At 67.4% G+C, this 15,265-nt stretch carries 15 protein-coding genes; 8 read left to right on the forward strand and 7 right to left on the reverse strand.

The window, feature by feature from the left end; all coding sequences use genetic code 11:
- Positions 1–4: 4 nt before the first annotated feature.
- A complete protein-coding gene (locus ACTJKY_RS16465) occupies positions 5–3,055 on the reverse strand; it encodes a TonB-dependent receptor (RefSeq protein ID WP_440847198.1) in 3,051 nt (1,016 codons plus the stop codon).
- Between the two features lie 44 nt (positions 3,056–3,099).
- Positions 3,100–4,092, reverse strand: coding sequence for a LacI family DNA-binding transcriptional regulator (locus tag ACTJKY_RS16470; RefSeq protein ID WP_440847199.1), 993 nt, complete (start codon positions 4,090–4,092; stop codon positions 3,100–3,102).
- 238 nt (positions 4,093–4,330) lie between these two features.
- Between ACTJKY_RS16470 and ACTJKY_RS16475 the strand changes: the two genes are divergently transcribed.
- Positions 4,331–6,535, forward strand: coding sequence for a glycoside hydrolase family 3 N-terminal domain-containing protein (locus tag ACTJKY_RS16475; RefSeq protein ID WP_440847299.1), 2,205 nt, complete (start codon positions 4,331–4,333; stop codon positions 6,533–6,535).
- Between the two features lie 141 nt (positions 6,536–6,676).
- Here the strand turns inward: ACTJKY_RS16475 and ACTJKY_RS16480 are convergent, their stop codons facing one another.
- The 3 genes from ACTJKY_RS16480 to ACTJKY_RS16490 form a co-directional block, all read right to left on the reverse strand.
- Positions 6,677–7,951 carry an MFS transporter gene (locus ACTJKY_RS16480; RefSeq protein ID WP_440847200.1) on the reverse strand — a complete coding sequence of 425 codons (1,275 nt, stop codon included), beginning with the start codon at positions 7,949–7,951 and terminating at the stop codon, positions 6,677–6,679.
- Positions 7,952–8,019: 68 nt separating this feature from the next.
- A complete protein-coding gene (locus ACTJKY_RS16485) occupies positions 8,020–8,328 on the reverse strand; it encodes a UBP-type zinc finger domain-containing protein (protein WP_121079475.1) in 309 nt (102 codons plus the stop codon).
- Between the two features lie 122 nt (positions 8,329–8,450).
- On the reverse strand, positions 8,451–8,870 hold the full coding sequence (locus ACTJKY_RS16490; RefSeq protein ID WP_440847201.1) for a DoxX family protein: 420 nt from the start codon (positions 8,868–8,870) through the stop codon (positions 8,451–8,453).
- 216 nt (positions 8,871–9,086) lie between these two features.
- Here ACTJKY_RS16490 and ACTJKY_RS16495 point away from each other — a divergent pair, with 216 nt between their 5' ends.
- The 4 genes from ACTJKY_RS16495 to ACTJKY_RS16510 all read left to right on the forward strand — a co-directional run bounded on the left by ACTJKY_RS16495 (position 9,087) and on the right by ACTJKY_RS16510 (position 11,159).
- On the forward strand, positions 9,087–9,401 hold the full coding sequence (locus tag ACTJKY_RS16495) for a hypothetical protein (RefSeq protein ID WP_440847202.1): 315 nt from the start codon (positions 9,087–9,089) through the stop codon (positions 9,399–9,401).
- Between the two features lie 11 nt (positions 9,402–9,412).
- Positions 9,413–9,808: an OsmC family protein gene (locus tag ACTJKY_RS16500; RefSeq protein WP_440847203.1), complete on the forward strand. Its 396-nt coding sequence runs from the start codon at positions 9,413–9,415 to the stop codon at positions 9,806–9,808.
- Positions 9,805–10,287, forward strand: a complete 483-nt coding sequence (locus ACTJKY_RS16505; protein WP_440847204.1) for an OsmC family protein — start codon at positions 9,805–9,807, stop codon at positions 10,285–10,287. Before ACTJKY_RS16500 ends, ACTJKY_RS16505 begins: the two co-directional genes overlap by 4 nt.
- A 65-nt stretch (positions 10,288–10,352) precedes the next feature.
- Positions 10,353–11,159, forward strand: a complete 807-nt coding sequence (locus tag ACTJKY_RS16510) for a transporter (RefSeq protein WP_440847205.1) — start codon at positions 10,353–10,355, stop codon at positions 11,157–11,159.
- A 210-nt stretch (positions 11,160–11,369) separates the two neighbouring features.
- On the opposite strand, the gene ACTJKY_RS16515 is transcribed toward ACTJKY_RS16510, so the two are convergent.
- Positions 11,370–12,239 (reverse strand): MBL fold metallo-hydrolase, encoded by an 870-nt coding sequence (locus ACTJKY_RS16515; RefSeq protein ID WP_440847206.1) that lies wholly within the window; start codon positions 12,237–12,239, stop codon positions 11,370–11,372.
- A 71-nt stretch (positions 12,240–12,310) separates the two neighbouring features.
- Between ACTJKY_RS16515 and ACTJKY_RS16520 the strand changes: the two genes are divergently transcribed.
- The 3 genes from ACTJKY_RS16520 to ACTJKY_RS16530 are packed head-to-tail and all read left to right on the forward strand — an operon-like array spanning position 12,311 to position 13,935.
- Positions 12,311–12,625 (forward strand): ArsR/SmtB family transcription factor, encoded by a 315-nt coding sequence (locus ACTJKY_RS16520; RefSeq protein WP_440847207.1) that lies wholly within the window; start codon positions 12,311–12,313, stop codon positions 12,623–12,625.
- Positions 12,626–12,629: 4 nt separating this feature from the next.
- Positions 12,630–13,148, forward strand: a complete 519-nt coding sequence (locus ACTJKY_RS16525; protein ID WP_440847208.1) for a rhodanese family protein — start codon at positions 12,630–12,632, stop codon at positions 13,146–13,148.
- Between the two features lie 7 nt (positions 13,149–13,155).
- On the forward strand, positions 13,156–13,935 hold the full coding sequence (locus ACTJKY_RS16530; RefSeq protein ID WP_440847209.1) for a sulfite exporter TauE/SafE family protein: 780 nt from the start codon (positions 13,156–13,158) through the stop codon (positions 13,933–13,935).
- Between the two features lie 395 nt (positions 13,936–14,330).
- On the opposite strand, the gene ACTJKY_RS16535 is transcribed toward ACTJKY_RS16530, so the two are convergent.
- Entirely contained in the window at positions 14,331–15,260 is a 930-nt protein-coding gene (locus ACTJKY_RS16535) for a LysR family transcriptional regulator (protein WP_440847210.1), read from the reverse strand.
- Positions 15,261–15,265 lie beyond the last annotated feature (5 nt).

Genomic DNA, 15,265 nt, shown 5'->3' on the forward strand with positions numbered 1-15,265 from the left:
GGGATCAGAAAGAATAGCCGACCGACAGCTTGAAGGTGCGCGGCGGGTTGCCGCCCACGTCATAGCTGCTGCGAGCGCCCCAGTTCGTCGAGGCGGGGTCGTTGTTGAAGGTGATGTAGTTGTAATCGTTGAACACGTTCAGCACGTCGACGCGGAAGCGCAGGCGGGTCTGATCGCTGATGAAGTGGATCGGCACGTACTTGGTCAGCGCCAGGTCGAGCTGGCGCCGGCCCCAGCCGCCGCCCGAACCATCGACCTCGCGGCCGACGACCACGCGCTGGAACGGGTTGGACTGGTTGAGGATCGCCTTCTCATACTCGGCGGATTCGATCTGGAACTTCGACGACAGCGCGAAGCCGAGCGGCAGGTCGACGCTGCCCGCCATCACCAGGCGGTGCCGCGGCACGCCCGAGGAACGCAGCATCGGGTAATCGCTGACCGACGGGAAATCGAGCAGATAGGTTTCGCCCAGCTGGTTCTCGGTGGCTTCGGTATAGGTGTAGGTCGCGTCGAGGCTCCAGGGCGAGGCCTGGGTGTAGCTCTTGGTGACCTTGAAATAGACCGAGTCCGCGTTGGTCTTCAGGCCGTTGGTGCCGAGGATGATGCTGTTATAGCCCTTCGGCGAGAAGCCGAACGGCGCCGCGGGGGTGTCGGTCGGGTTCGCCGGATCGTTGAAGAAGAAGCTGCCGTCCGGCCGGCGGTTGCCGAGCAGGAACACGAAGCCGTCCCGGCTGGCGACATGGCTGTAGCCGAGCTCGAGGCCGATCTGCTGGAAGCGGCCGCGGATGCCGAGGCTGAACTGATCCGAATAGGGGACCTTCAGGTCGTTCTTGAGGAAGCGGAACTCGCGGCCGCCGCCGGCCGCACCGGCGAGCAGCTGCTGGCGGCCCTCTGGCGTCAGATACACCGGATTCCAGGGAACGCAGGTCGAGGCATCGGCACCCACACACGCATTGTTCGGATTGGAATCCGCGCCCTGGAAGTAGAAGCGACGGACGGCATAGACGTCCTGGCTCACTTCCTGCTGGAGGAAGTCGAACTGGTTGCGGTCATAGGAGCGGCCATAGCCGCCGAACACCGCAAACCGGCCCGCTTCGTCAATCCGGTAGGTGAAGCCGAGGCGGGGCTGGAAGGCGCCGGTGAAGGTCTTCCGATTGTGGCCGTTCGAGATGTAATCGTTGATGTTGTAGTCGGCCTTATCCAAATTCGGATAGTTGGCCGGCGACACCGCGGTCAGATTCTCCTGCGAAGTCACATAGTTCACGAAGGCCGGGGTGCGCTCATAATCCCAGCGCAGGCCGAGGTTGAGCGTCAGGTGCGAGGTCACGTCCCAATCGTCCTGCGCATAGACGCCGAACTGGAAGTTGCTCGAACGGATGTCGACCGGGCCGTTGCCGGTGGGTACGCCGAATTCCAGCAGATACGGCACCTGGTCGTTGAAGCCGGTCGGGCTGAACGCGTTGATATCGTAGGTATATTGCGGGTTGGCGCGGTTCTGCTCGATCGAGCGCAGGCGGATGAAGCTCGCCTTGGTACCGATCTTGATGGTGTGGCCGTTGAAGCCGGTGAAGGTGAAGTCGTCCTGCAGCGTCCAGCCCTTTTGGCCCTTGTCCTGCTGGCTGCCGCCGCCGCCGAAGCGCAGCAGATCGGTGCGGGTGAAGTTGCCGTTGTTCACCGTCGAGGCCTGGAAGAAGCTGGTGCTCCCGAAGGTCTCCGGCGTCGGCGCCCACTTCGTATCCTGGTAGGACACGCGGGCGTCGTTGATCCAGCTGCCCTCGCTGCGCTGCCAGCGGAGCATGAAGCGCTTCTCGTCGACCTTGTTGAGCGTCGCGGTGTTCGACGCGCTGACGCCGGTGGCGATCTGCGAGCCCGATTCCTTGCGATACTTACCGGTGAGTTCGATCAGGTCCTTGTCGCTCGGCTCGAGGTCGATCTTGCCGAAGTACAGGTCTTCGTTGAAGCGCTGCGAGAAGGTGCCGAAATACTGCTGATATTGGGCCGGAAAGATGCTGGTCGAGAAGCCGTTCTCGGGCCGCACGTCATAGGGGCTGTCGATCCGCTTGCCTTCGTAGGTCACGAAGAAATGGGCGCGATCCTGGATGATCGGGCCGCCCAGCGAAGCGCCGAACTGCTTGTTGTTCGAATTCACCTTGTCGCGCTCGACCGGGAAGAGCTCGGTCGGACGGCGGGCGCGCAGGTTCTGGTTGGTATAGTCGATGAAGCCTTCGCCGTGGAACTCGTTGGTGCCCGACTTGGTCGCCGCGGTGATCGCCACCGAGCTGACCTGGTCGAATTCCGCCTTGTAGTTGGACGAGAGCACCTGATACTCGCCGATCGCGAGCTGCGGGAACGGGTTGCCGGCCGAGCTGTCCTGGCCGGTGATGCCGTTCTTGAGGACGTAATCCTTCTGGCTGACGCCATCGATGAACACGTTGACGCTGCGGCTGTCCTGCGCGCCGCCCTTGATGCTCGACGTGCCGTTGGCGCCTTCGATGAAGCGCACGCCCGGGGCCAGATCGGCAAAGGCGAGGAAGTTGCGGTTGTTCTGCGGCAACTGCTCGATCAGCCGCTGGGTGATGTTGATGCCGACCTGGCCGCCGTCGAGCGAGCGGATGCGGTTGCCGGTAACGACGATCTCGTCACCCGTCGCGGGCGCGGCGGTGTCGTCACCCGCCGGTGCGGCGGCGCCATCGGCGGCCGGCGCGGCGGCGGTCGTCGACAGGTCGAGGTCGAGACCGGCATTCTGGCCGACGCGCAACGTGAACGCATCCGAATTGCGCACGCCGTTCTGCAGCTTGATCTCCAGGCGATAGGTGCCCGGGCGCAGCGAGGCGAAGTTGTAGGTGCCATCGGCGCCGACGGTCGCGCTGCGGCGGATGCCGGTCGACACTTCGATCGCGGTGACTTCGGTGACCGGGTTGTTCGCCGGCGCGGTGATCGTGCCGCGCAGCGACGCCTGGCCGACCTGGGCCATGGCGGGGGCGGGGGCGAGCAGGGCACCACTGCCCAGCACGGTCATCGTCAGCAATGCGGTACGCAAAACTAGCTTGTTCATGGTTACTCTCTATCTCCCCGGCGGATCGGGTTTTCTGTTTTGTTTTAAGGTAGTTGGCGGGTTGATTCCCGCGCTATGACGATCGGCGCACGCCATTCGAGCGTGTCGTCGGCGGCGCCGTCGATCAGTCCGGCGAGGCGCACCACGGCGCGCGCGCCGAATTCGGCAATGTCGATGCTGGCGGTGGTGAGCGCCGGCGAAATCAGGCGGGTCAGCGGAATGTTGTCGAAGCCCGCCACGGAAACCTGTTCGGGCACGGCGACACCCGCCCGCTTGAGCGCCATCAGCGCGCCCACCGCCATCATGTCGTTGGCGGCGAACACCGCGTCATAGGCGGCGCGCTCGGCCTGGAGCGTGGCGACGGCGGCGGTGCCGCTGTCCTCGTTGAAGTCGCCCTGCACCACGCGCAGGTCCACGCCCAGCCGGGCGCAGGCTTCGCGGGTGCCGCGCAGACGCTCCTGCGCATCGATATTGGCTTCGGGGCCGGCGATGTGGACGAGACGGCGGCACCCGCCCGCGGCGAGATGCTCGACCATCGCGACGGCTCCGGCAACGTTGTCTACGCGCAATTCGGGGCGCACGCCGTCGTGCGGCGCGCAGTTGACCAATACCGAAGGCATCGTGCGGGGCAGGTGCTGGAACAGCTCGTCCGAGGTGATCTGCGGGGCCATCACCACCAGCCCGTCGACGCGCCCCCGCATTGCATGCAGCGCGGTGACGCCGCGATCGGCCTCGCCATGCATCACCATCAGCAGTAGATGCAGGCCAAGCTCGGAAGCCTGGCGATCCATGCCGCGCAGCAATTCGGAGAAGAACTCGCCGTGCAGATCGGGAACGACGACGCCGATCGTGGAGGAGCGCGCGAGGCTCAGGTTGCGGGCGCCGGCATGCGGCACATAGCCGAGACGATTGGCGACATCGCGAATGTGATCGCGCAGTTCGGGGCGAATGTTCGTGGCGCCGTTCAGCGCACGCGAAACCGACGCGACGGACACCGACGCTTCGCGCGCAACATCGCGGATCGTGGCGTTCGGCATGGCGGTCTTCGTCCCCTCCTGGGTCTGGGTTGCAACGGCTTGTTTGCCGGTCTTGGCGTCAAGCTCTTGATGTAACCGGTTACATGAAGCAATAGCGGGTTGCAAGATTGATGATGCGGTGGCCGATACAGGGCCGCGCTGTGGGAGGAAATGCGTGAAGGACGGCCAGATTTCGAGGCGTGCGGTGTTGATCGGCGCGAGCGCGGCGGCGGCTTGGGCGGCAAGCCCTGCGCGCGCGATGCTGCTCCAGGCGGGGGCGAGAAAACTGCCCGCTGCGGTCGAGTCGCTGCTCGCCAAGATGACCGTCGAGGAGAAGGCCGGCCAGCTCACCCTGATGGCCGCCGCCTGGTCGGGCGGTGCGGCGGTGACGCTCAATCCCGCAGGCGCCTCGTCGAACTTCGACGGGCAGCTGGCAGAGGTGCGCGCCGGGCGTCTGACCGGCGTGTTCAACGGCAACGGCGCTGCGATGGCCAAGCGGATGCAGACCGTGGCCACGCGCGAATCGCGGCTCAAGATCCCGCTGCTCTTCGCCGCCGACGTGATTCACGGCTTCCGCACCGTCTTTCCCGCGCCGATGGGCGAAGCGGCGAGCTTCGATCCCGATCTTGCCGAGCGCACCGCCCGCGTGGCGGCGGTGGAAGCGGCGGCGGCCGGCATCGACTGGACCTTCGCGCCGATGGTCGACATCGCCCGTGACGCTCGCTGGGGCCGCGGCGTCGAGGGCGCCGGGGAGGACGTGCTGCTCGGCAAGCTGATGGCGGCGGCGCGGGTGCGCGGCTTTCAGGGCGCCAAGAGTCTGGAGGCAGCGGACGCGGTGGCGGCCTGCGCCAAGCATTTCGTCGCCTATGGCGCGGTGGAGGCGGGGCTCGACTACAACACGGTCGATATTTCCGAGCGGACGCTGCGCGAAATCTATTTCCCGCCCTTCCAGGCGGCGCTGGCCGCGGGGGCGCCGACGGTGATGGCGTCGTTCAACGAGCTGTCGGGCATTCCGGCCACCGCCAACGAATGGCTACTCACGGAAGTCCTCCGCCGCGAATGGGGCTTCGACGGGCTGGTCGTCTCCGACTATACCGCCGACGAGGAACTGATCGCGCACGGCTTCGCGGCGGATGCGCGGGAGGCGACCAAGCTCGCCTTCATGGCCGGTGTCGACATGAGCATGCAGAGCGGCTTCTACATCAAGCACCTGCCGGATCTGGTCGCCAAGGGCGAGGTGCCGACGGCGCGGCTCGACGAGGCGGTGCGGCGGGTGCTGGCGCTGAAGGCGCAGCTTGGCCTGTTCGACGATCCGTTCCGCCGCATCGATCCGGCGCGCGAGAAGGCGCGCGTGCGCACCCGCGCCAATCTGGCGCTGGCCCGCGAGGCGGGATCGCGCTCGATCGTGATGCTCAAGAACGAGGGTGGCCTGCTGCCGCTGCCGCGCGCGGGCAAGAAGATCGCGCTGATCGGGCCGTTCGCGAGCGGGCTTCACGATCTGATCGGCCCGTGGAACGTCTATGGCACCGATGCCGAGGCGGTAGACCTGGCGACCGGCGTTAAGGCGCTGGTCAAGGATCCGTCGCTGGTGAGCGTTACCGAAGGCGCCGGGCTGGACGCCCCGATCCCGGGCGGGATCGAGGCGGCCGTGGCGGCGGCGCAGGCCGCCGACGTGGTGGTGCTCGCGGTCGGCGAGCATGCCCGCATGTCGGGGGAGGCGCAGTCGCGCTCCGCCATCGTCGTGCCCCCGGCGCAGATGGCGCTGGCCGAAGCGGTGGCAGCGACCGGCAAGCCGGTGGTGGTGCTGCTCCGCAACGGCCGCGCCCTGGCGCTGGAAGGCGCGGTGCTCAAGGCACCGGCTATTCTCGTCACCTGGTTCCTGGGTTCCGAAGACGGACCGGCAATCGCCGATGTGCTGTTCGGCGCGGTGAGCCCCTCGGCGCGGCTGCCGGTTTCGTTCCCGCAGGCGACGGGGCAGGAGCCCTACCACTATAACCACAAGCCGACCGGCCGCCCCAATCCTGCGGGTCCGCTGCAGGAATACAAAACGCATTATCGCGAGTTTCCGAACCAGGCGCTGTTCCCGTTCGGCCACGGCCTCACCTATGGCGAGATCGCCTATAGCAACCTCGATCTTGGTGGCGGCCGACTGACCGGGGACGGCAAGCTCGTCGTCTCCGCCACCATCGCCAACAGCGGGTCGCGCGCGGCCGAGGAAGTGGTGCAGCTCTACATCCGCGATGTGGTGGCGAGCGTCACCCGCCCGGTGCGCGAATTGAAGGCGTTCCGCCGCGTCGCGCTCAAGCCCGGCGAGCGCAAGCAGGTGCAGTTCACGCTGACCCGCGCCGACCTGCTGTTCATCGGCCAGGCGCTCAAGCCGACGGTGGAGCCGGGCAAGTTCCAGCTCTGGATCGCGCCTTCGGCCGAGGCGGAAGGCGTGTCCGGCAGCTTCGAGCTGGTGTGATCGTGCTTTATCCTCCCCCGCAAGGGGGAGGTGGCCCGCGATAGCGGGTCGGAGGGGGAGGAAGCACGCCGGCCGAGAGGTTTTGGCATCCTCCCCCTCCACCGCCTTCGGCGCCACCTCCCCCTGGCGGGGGAGGATGTGCTAAGCCAGCGTATCCCGCCGGAGCGGCAGTGCCAGCACCGCCGCCAGAGCGCCAAGCAGCAGCACCGCCGGTCCCGCGAGCATCAGCCAGCGGATCGCCGCCAGGCTGCTCGCCGCCTGCGGTGCCCCGGCGACGAACCCGCTCGCCTGATAGATCGCGCCGATCGCGAACCCCGCTGCCGCCAGCGCCGCCTTCTGGGCGAGCGCGAAAGTGCCGAAGGCGATCGCTTCCACCCGCACGCCGCTCCGCGCCGCACCCCAGTCGACGCTGTCGGGCAGCAAGGTCCACGCGGCGAGCCCGAAGCCTGCGAACGAGACCTGCATGCCCAGCAGGAACAGCGTCGCCGCGCCGACGCCCGGCGCGGGGAGCAGCATGAAGCCGGCAGGCAAAGCGAGCGCCAGCCCGCATGCCGCCAGCCACGCAGCCCGCGCGCCTGCCCGACGCGCGGCGATCGTCCAGAGCGGCGTCGCCACCAGGCTCGCGAACGCCATGACCGCCAGCGCCCGCGGCCCCGCCGGATCGTCGGCGAGCACGTAGCGGAAGAAATAGAGCACCGATTGCGTGGTGAGCGCCGACGCTGCCGCACCCGCCGCCGCGGCGAAGTTGAGCGCGACGAAGGCGCGATTGCGGGCAAGCAGCAGCAGGGCGGGGGTGATCGCGAGGCGGGTGGCGGCCTCGGTCGGGGGCCGCCGCTCGGGCACCTTCCACGCGATCGCCAGCAGCAGCGGCACGCCGAGCGACGCGAGCAGCGCGCTCGCTGCCCCATAGCTGCCCAGCGCGCGCACCAGCCCCGGCATCGTCCCCGCCACCAAGGTCGCGGCGAGGGCGCCGAAGATCATTCGCAGCCCTGCCAGCAGCGATCGCTCGGCGCTGGTGCCGGCCAGCCTTGTGGTCCAGGCCGCATAGGGGATGTTGGTGAAGGCGTAGAGCGTGCGGAAGCCCAACTGCGCTGCCAGCGCCGCCGCCCAGCCGCCCACCGGCACCGCGAACATCGCGACGAAGGCGAGCCCCAGCGGCACGGCGCCCCAGCCGATCAGCCAGCGATAGGGGCGCCGCATCCGCTCGGCGACCACGCCCGCGACGAAGTCCGCGGCGCCGTCCCAGGTCGCACCGACCAGGAACAGCGTGCCGGCCAGCGCCGGGGCCAGCCGCAGCGTGTCGATATAGAAGAACAGCAGGTAGAGATTGACCGCCTGCCAGTAGAGATTGAACGCGAAATCCCCCGCGCCGAACAGCAGCAGCGCGGCGCGCGAGGCAGGGGCGGGCGGGGTCATCGGAGCGACGGAAAGGCGATCATCGCCGTCGTCTTAACGCGCCGCCCGCGCCTGTCCACGGGACGGGGTCAGAAGAAGCGCGGGATCGGCCCTAGCTGCGGCGTCTGGTCGGGCAGGTCGACCTCGATCCCGTCGGCATAGCACCAGCCCCAGCCTTCGGGCGGGTCATAGCCTTCCATGATCGGGTGGCCGGTTTCGTGGAAATGCGCGGTGGCGTGGCGGTTGGGCGACTGGTCGCAGCAGCCGACATGGCCGCATTCCCGGCACAGCCGCAGATGGACCCACCAGCTGCCGGTCTTGAGGCACTCCTCGCAGCCCTTGGCACTGGGGGTAACTTCGCGGACCGTTTCCGAATTCATGTGCGTGCAGCGGGTCATGGCGATCTCCTCCGGGGCCGTTCCTAGCCGAGCCGGTGCGGCAGATCGCCTGTACATGTGGATGGGGTGGCAAAAGGGCCGCACCGGTGGTGCGACCCCTTTTTAACTAACATCATTCAGACTTAGCGGCGGGCGTCGAGGCTCCAGCCGCCGGCGCCGAACGCGACAACCTGCAGCAGGCCACCCGCCATCGCGATGTTCTTGAAGAAGTGGATGAACTGGTTCTGGTCCCCCAGCGCCGAATGGAAGGCCAGCGCGGTCGCAACCGAGAAGGCGGCGAGGATCGCGGCCACGATGCGGGTGCGATAGCCGAGGATCAGCGCAATGCTGCCGCCCAGCTCGATCAGCAGCGCGATCGCGAAGCCCAGCTGCGGCAAAGGCAGGCCCGACGATGCGATATAGCCGATCGTGGCAGTCGGTGCGGCAAGCTTCGACAGGCCGCTGAGCAGGAAGATCGCGGCAATGCCGATGCGGCCGACCAGCGGCAGGGCCGACTGAACGTTGGTAGGGGTGGCGGTGTGCGGATAGGGTGCGGTAGCCATGATGTGTCTCCGAAAGAGGGCGGGGACCGATCTGCCTCGCCTGGTGACCGGAAGATGGTCCGGGCGATATGGCCTGAGAACTGGAATAAAGTCGTCCCATATGTTCGACGATATAGAAAAGCGACTGTTCAACTCCCTCGAACGATGGCGTCGAAACTATCCGGCTGATCGGAAGTGTGGCGCCCGGCTAGAAACGGCCCAACACAGGAGGTTTCGATGGATCGTCGTACAGCACCCGTACTCAGCCAGACCGAATGGGCCGCCGTCTCGGTCGCCTTTCAGGACGCGGCGGCCTGCGGCTGCAGCACCGTCCCGGCAACTGAAAAGCCCTCGCTGCTCGGCCGGGTCGCGGACACACTGTTCGGTGCGCGCCGCCCGACGCCGCTCGCCAATCCGCGGCTGGAGGCGATCCGCCAGTTCGTCTGCACCACCCGCCGCCAGCGCCAGCCCGCCGCGCATCTGGTGCCGGTGCTCGCCGATCATGGCTTCAACCCCGCGCAGATCGAAGCGATCGCGCTGCTGGCGATCTGAGGACCAAAACCATGCTGCACGCCACCGCCCATATCGGCGCCGAAGCCATGGAGACGCAGATCCAGGCCGGTACCCACGCCATCCTCGCCGACGAGCCGCCGAGCAACGGCGGCACCGATGCCGGCCCCGCACCCTATGAGCTGCTGCTCGCCGCGCTCGGCGCATGCACGGCGATGACGCTGCGCATGTATGCCGATCGCAAGGGCTGGCGGATCGATGCGCTCGATGTCGACCTGCGCATCCTCGGCAAGCCCGAAGACCGCCACATCAAGCGCGTACTGACGATCGCGGGCCCCGACGAAGCCGCCAAGGCACGGCTCGCCGAGATCGCCGAGCGTACGCCGGTGACGCTGACGCTGAAGCAGGGTATCGCGATCGAGACCAAATTGGCGGAGCAGACGGCATGAGCAGCGAAGTGGCCTTGGACGCGATCGCGCGCGATACCGGCGCGGGCAAGTTCCAGGTGGCGGTGCAGGTCGCGGGCGTGGCGCTGATGCTCGACGAGCCGGTGTCGGTCGGCGGCATGGGATCGGGGCCGACGCCCTATCAGATGCTCGCCTCGGCGCTCGCCGCCTGCACGACGATGACGCTGCGGGTGTACGCGCTGCAGAAGGGCTGGCCGGTCACCGGCATCCGCACGCTTGCCGGGCACCAGCGCCAGGCTGGCGTGCAGCCGGCAGACCTGTTCACCCGGCGGATCGAGATCGAGGGCGACCTCGACGACGTCCAGCGCGCGCGACTGCTCGAGATCGCCGATCGCTGTCCGGTGCACCGCACGCTCACCGGCGGCGCGCGTGTCGAAACCGAACTCGCCGACGCCGCCGCGCCCACCGAACCTGCCGCCGCCCATGCTGCCGATCTGGAGCATGCGATCCGCGACGCCTGAGAATCGTTTCGAAACATTTCTGACATGCCGTCGTTGGGCCCTCCACAAGAATATGGGGGAACGACATGACTCGAACTGCACGCATCCTTGGCGTCGCGACGGCACTGCTCGCGGCGGGCAATGCCTTCGCGGACGATGATCCGCGCTTTTGCCCGACCCGGCCGAGCATCGGCGGATCGAGCTGCACCACCGAGCCGGGCCGCGTCCATGTCGAGGCCTCGTTCGTCGACTGGGAGCGCGACGACACCGCCGACCAGCGCGAGGACCGGATCGTCACCGCCGACCTCTTGGTACGCGCGGGCGTCGGCTCGAAGACCGAGGTGCAGCTGGGCTGGACCGGCTATGGCCAGGACCGCACCCGTGACAAGGCCGGCGGCGCAATTGACCGGGTGACCGGCACCGGCGACCTGCGCTTCGCGATCCGCCAGCATCTCGCGGGCGAGAAGGGCAAGCCGTTTTCCGCGGGCGTCGAGGGCTTCGTGACCGCGCCTACCGGAAAGTCGCCGATCGGCGACGGCACCTGGTCCGCGGGCGCGATCGTGCCGGTGCAATATGATCTGACCGAGAAGCTCGCCGTGGCGTTTACCGGCGAGGCCGATGCCGCCGCCAACGAAAGCGGGCAGGGGCGGCACTTCGCGGTCAGCGGCATCACCAGCCTGCGCTACAAGCTCAGCGAAAAGGTGACCACGACCGCGGAATTCTCGCTGGAGCGCGACAATGATCCCGAGGGGCATGAAACCCATGCCCTCGCGGCGCTGTCGACCGCGTGGAAGCCGACCAAGGTGCTGCAGCTCGATCTGCTGGCGGTCGCCGGGCTGAACCACAACTCGCCGGACCTGCGGCTGGTCGCGGGCGGGGCGGTGCTGTTCTAGCTGGCGGACGCGGGTGAGGGCGGGTTTCGCCCGAAACGCAGACGCCATCGTAATCGGTCCCTAATCCCAAAAGCGCCCGTTTACTTGAGCGGCCGTAAAGTCGGGGGCTGGGGCGGACCAGCCACCCGCAGCGACCTCGCCGAACGGCGGGTTCGAACCAGAGCCGCCATTCGCGAGTGTCTCGAACGAGATAGCCAAACGCGGCAGCCCTTACCCATCCTTCCACTTCACGGGGATACGCAGATAGGTAACGCCGTTGGCTTCGGCCTCAGCGAAATGACCCGCGCGGATGTTGACCTGGATCGAGGGCAGCAGGAGCTTGGGTACGGATAGCCCAGCATCACGCTGCTCCCGCATGGCGACGAACGCATCCTCGTTCACGCCATCATGGACATGGACGCTCGATCGACGTTGCTCACCCACCGTCGTCTCCCACCGATAATCGTCGCGGCCCGGTGCCTTGTAATCGTGGCACAGGAACAGCCGGGTCGCGTCAGGCAGCGCCAGCAGTCGGCGGATCGACCGATAGAGCGTGCGGGCATCCCCACCCGGGAAGTCGGCGCGGGCGGTGCCATAGTCCGGCATGAACAGCGTATCGCCGACAAAGGCCGCATCGCCGATCCGATAGGCGACATCGGCCGGCGTATGGCCGGGGACGTGCAGCACCTCTACGTCCAGCGCCCCGATCGCGAAGCGGTCGCCATCATCGAACAGCCGGTCGAAGTCCGATCCGTCGGTCTTGAGGTCGTCCATCGCGAAGACGGGGCGGAAGATCTTCTGCACGTCGCGAATATGCACGCCGATCCCGATCCATGCGCCGGTGCGCGCCTTGATGAAGGGGGCGGCAGACAGGTGATCGGCATGGGCGTGCGTCTCCAGCATCATCGCGATTCGCCAGTCCTGCGCGCTGGCGAAGGCGAGGATTCGTTCGGCCGAGCCTGTATCGGCGACGCCGCTCGCCAGATCGAAGTCGAGCACCGGGTCGATCACCGCCGCTGTTCGGGTCGCGGGATCGCCGACGAGGTAGCTGATCGTGTTCGTCGGCTCGTCGAAAAATGCCTCGATGAAGGGCTGGGTCATGATTTTCTCCGGTAGCGCTTGCTAATATATTAGACAGTACTACATAAGCAATACCTAATGGAGTAGCGACGATGCTCAAACCGCCGATGGACCTGGCGAAGTTCGAGGCGAAGGCCCGACAGGTTGCCGATACGCTGAAGGCGATCGGCAATGCGCGTCGGCTGATGCTGCTGTGCAAACTGGTCGAGCATGGCGAGGTTACGGTCGGCGATCTGGCGCGCGACGTGGGGCTGTCGCAGTCTGCCTGCTCGCAGCATCTCGCGAAGATGCGCGAGGAAGGCCTCGTCACCTTCCGACGGGAGAGCCAGACGCTCTGGTACGCCATTGCCGACGCACGCGTCGAAACGCTGCTCGCCACCCTCTACCAGCTCTACTGCAAGGAATGACGCGATGACGCTTGCGCCCCTTTCCCCCGCCGACACGCGCGCTGCGATCGATGCCGGTGCGCGCCTGATCGACATTCGCGGGTCCGACGAACACGCGCGCGAGCGCATTCCCGGCGCGATCAACGTGCCGCTCGATCGGCTCCGCGACCTGCAGTGCGACGGCGGGCCGGTGGTCTTCCACTGCAAATCGGGGATGCGAACCGCCGTCAATGCGGTACAGCTCGGCGAGGCAGCGGGTGGTGCGCCGGCCTATATTCTCGAAGGCGGAATCGATGCGTGGCGGCAGGCTGGGCATCCTACCGTCACCGATCGATCCCAGCCGCTGGAAATCATGCGGCAGGTCCAGATCACGGCCGGTGCCCTGGTGCTGACCGGCGTGCTGCTCGGCATGTTCGTCGCCCCTGGCTTCTTCGGGCTGTCGGCGTTCGTCGGGGCGGGGCTGGTGTTCGCCGGCGTGACCGGATGGTGCGGTATGGCCAACCTGCTGCGCGTCATGCCGTGGAACCGGCGAGCGGCGGCCTGAGGCAATCATGGACGCCGCTACAACCCTTGCCAGTCTTGTATCGGGCGGCGTGATCGGTCTGATCCTCGGCCTGGTCGGCGGGGGCGGGTCGATCCTCGCCGTGCCGCTGCTACTCTATGTCGTGGGGGTTGGATCGCCGCACGCTGCGATCGGGACGGCCGCCGTCGCCGTCACGATCAACGCCCTGGCCAGCCTGATCGGCCATGCCCGTGCCGGCCGTGTGAAGTGGCGGTGTGCCAGCGTTTTCGCATTGTCGGGGATGATCGGTGCGGCGTTGGGGGCAGAGCTGGGCAAGGCGTTTGACGGAAAGCGACTGCTCGTCCTGTTCGGGCTGCTGATGATCGGTGTGGGTCTGTCGATGCTGCGCAAGCGTCGCACGGCGGAAGCGCCCGATGTGCGCCTGACCCGCGACAGCGCGGCGACGCTGCTGCCGCGTCTGGTGCCGATCGGGCTGGGTGTCGGGCTTGCCGCCGGCTTTTTCGGGATCGGGGGCGGGTTCCTGATCGTGCCGGGGTTGATTCTAGCGACCGCGATGCCGCTGCCCTTCGCGATCGGCACGTCGCTGGTCGTCGTGAGCGCGTTGGGTCTGACCACGGCCACCTCCTACGCCCTGTCGGGTCTGGTCGATTGGGGCGTGACCGCGCTGCTCGTCACAGGCGGTATCGTCGGAACGATCGTCGGCATTTCGCTGGGCAAGGTTCTTGGCAACCGCAAAGGGCTGCTCGAACGTGGCTTTGCCGGCGTGGTGATCGCGATTGGGGCCTATATCACCGCGTCATCGATCTGAGCGGCGGATTTCGCGCGCCCCGAGAGCGAAAATGCGGAAGTCCGTCGCGTTCCGTCGATCACGGCGATACTCGCCTGTGCCCAGCAGTGCCCTCCTTGCGCCCGCTGCATTGTTCCCCATATGTTTCCGCCCCGCCGCCTCTGGGCGGTCGCTCTTTGATCGCGTTCGATATCGTCCTTCCGCGCGCGAGGCGGCACGTCTCGGGCGCTCTACCCAGGTGACGTGGGCGCGCAAATCTGCACGAGCCTAAACTTCGTAAACTTTGCGTCCCCCAACAGCCCTGTCAAACGAGCTGTCGAAACGCGCGCGGGCCTAAACTTCCTAAACTTCGGTCGGCGGCAACCCGTCTGCACAGCACTCCTTCATCCGCTGCAGGTACGCGATGCGATCCCGGCCTAGGCCTCGCCAAGCCCGTCCAGATCCGCGTCCGCACGCCCCACGTCGACGAAGCGCGCCCGCAGCCACGATGCCGCCGGCCCCGGCGGCACATCCCGCCGCCAGATCGCGCCGAACCGATACATGCCGCCGGGGCTCTCCGGCATCGCCAGCCGCACCAGCGTGCCGACGACGAGGTCGGGCTCGATCAGCGGCAGCGGCATGTTGCCCCAGCCGATGCCTTCGCGGAGCAATGCGTGCTTGGCGCCCAGGTCGGCCAATCGCCAGGTGCGCGGGCTCATCACCGCGAAGTCGCGGCCGGCGGTGAGCGGCGAGCGGTCGGAAAGCACCAGCTGGACATGGTCGCGCCCCGCACCGGGCGGGATCGGGTTCATCCGGCCGAGCGGGTGATCGGGCGCCGCCACCGGCACCATCGGCACCGATCCCGCGGCCTCGCACTCGATGCCGTTCACGCCCTGCGCCAGCGGCCCGGAAATCCCGAGCACCGCCTTGCCGTCCAGCACCAGGCTGGTGATCGCGCCCAGCGCCTCGACATGGAGCCGCAGCGTCACGGTCGGGAATTCGGCGCGGAAGGCGCGGAGCACTTCGCCCAGCCGACGGGTGGGCAGCATCACGTCGACGGCGAGGTTCACCTCCGCCTCCAGCCCGTCGAGCAGGCCCTTCACCTTGGCGCGCAGCCCGTCGATGCCCTGCGCCACCGTCCGCGCCTCGGCCAGCACCGCCTCGCCCGCAGTGGTGAGGCGGGGCTTCTTGGTGCCCTCGCGGTCGAACAGCAGCACGCCCAGCTGCGCCTCGAGATTGGCGATGCCATAGCTGATGACGGAAACCGCGCGGTTGAGCTGGCGGCCTGCGCCCGCAAAGCTGCCGCTGTCCACCACGGCGAGGAAGATGCGGAGTTGGTCGAAGGTGGGGGTGCCGGGGTTTGACATTTCTA

This window comes from Sphingomonas sp. 22176 (genome assembly GCF_052045505.1).
GTDB lineage: Bacteria > Pseudomonadota > Alphaproteobacteria > Sphingomonadales > Sphingomonadaceae > Sphingomonas.

Coding starts and splice junctions, on each gene's coding strand:
- ACTJKY_RS16465 (WP_440847198.1), bottom strand. CDS start 3,055: ATGAACAAGCTAGTTTTGCGTACCGCATTGCTGACGATGACCGTGCTG.
- ACTJKY_RS16470 (WP_440847199.1), bottom strand. CDS start 4,092: ATGCCGAACGCCACGATCCGCGATGTTGCGCGCGAAGCGTCGGTGTCC.
- ACTJKY_RS16475 (WP_440847299.1), top strand. CDS start 4,331: ATGCTGCTCCAGGCGGGGGCGAGAAAACTGCCCGCTGCGGTCGAGTCG.
- ACTJKY_RS16480 (WP_440847200.1), bottom strand. CDS start 7,951: ATGACCCCGCCCGCCCCTGCCTCGCGCGCCGCGCTGCTGCTGTTCGGC.
- ACTJKY_RS16485 (WP_121079475.1), bottom strand. CDS start 8,328: ATGACCCGCTGCACGCACATGAATTCGGAAACGGTCCGCGAAGTTACC.
- ACTJKY_RS16490 (WP_440847201.1), bottom strand. CDS start 8,870: ATGGCTACCGCACCCTATCCGCACACCGCCACCCCTACCAACGTTCAG.
- ACTJKY_RS16495 (WP_440847202.1), top strand. CDS start 9,087: ATGGATCGTCGTACAGCACCCGTACTCAGCCAGACCGAATGGGCCGCC.
- ACTJKY_RS16500 (WP_440847203.1), top strand. CDS start 9,413: ATGCTGCACGCCACCGCCCATATCGGCGCCGAAGCCATGGAGACGCAG.
- ACTJKY_RS16505 (WP_440847204.1), top strand. CDS start 9,805: ATGAGCAGCGAAGTGGCCTTGGACGCGATCGCGCGCGATACCGGCGCG.
- ACTJKY_RS16510 (WP_440847205.1), top strand. CDS start 10,353: ATGACTCGAACTGCACGCATCCTTGGCGTCGCGACGGCACTGCTCGCG.
- ACTJKY_RS16515 (WP_440847206.1), bottom strand. CDS start 12,239: ATGACCCAGCCCTTCATCGAGGCATTTTTCGACGAGCCGACGAACACG.
- ACTJKY_RS16520 (WP_440847207.1), top strand. CDS start 12,311: ATGCTCAAACCGCCGATGGACCTGGCGAAGTTCGAGGCGAAGGCCCGA.
- ACTJKY_RS16525 (WP_440847208.1), top strand. CDS start 12,630: ATGACGCTTGCGCCCCTTTCCCCCGCCGACACGCGCGCTGCGATCGAT.
- ACTJKY_RS16530 (WP_440847209.1), top strand. CDS start 13,156: ATGGACGCCGCTACAACCCTTGCCAGTCTTGTATCGGGCGGCGTGATC.
- ACTJKY_RS16535 (WP_440847210.1), bottom strand. CDS start 15,260: ATGTCAAACCCCGGCACCCCCACCTTCGACCAACTCCGCATCTTCCTC.